This window comes from Streptomyces sp. O3 (assembly GCF_054788135.1).
The window spans coordinates 1-359 of sequence record NZ_JBTVYK010000151.1 but is presented as its reverse complement, the minus strand read 5'-3'; the positions used below and the strand labels follow the sequence as shown (position 1 = coordinate 359).

At 39.0% G+C, this 359-nt stretch carries 1 protein-coding gene; it reads right to left on the bottom strand.

What is annotated here, in order from left to right:
- The coding region (locus tag ACX6XY_RS30115) for a hypothetical protein (RefSeq protein WP_460337810.1) at nt 1–284 on the bottom strand (284 nt) is incomplete at its 3' end.
- Between the last annotated feature and the right edge of the window lie 75 nt (nt 285–359).

Below are 359 nucleotides of genomic sequence, written 5' to 3'. Positions count from 1 at the left end.
CTACCATAGTTTACAAGCACTTGATCTTGCTTTTTAACGATAAGAGCTTGCGCTCCTTCTAAGCCAATCAGTTGTTGTGCCTGCGTTGCGTTTGTTAGTTTGATGTCAGTTATTTCTTGCATGATTTTAGCGTTTTGAGCAACTGCGGTTTTACCTTGTTCTTGGACAACTTGTAATGCTTCTTGCATACTACCGTAGTTTGTCGCAACGCTCATTGAGGTGATAGCCAGAGGGATAAGAATAGTACCTATAACAGCTAACAAAAATTGCGCCATTTTACTCATAGTATTGGTTCCTATGTTGGTTTATCTTATTCTCTGACTGTCAGGTGTATTTATAAACGAAGCAATTTCTTCCAC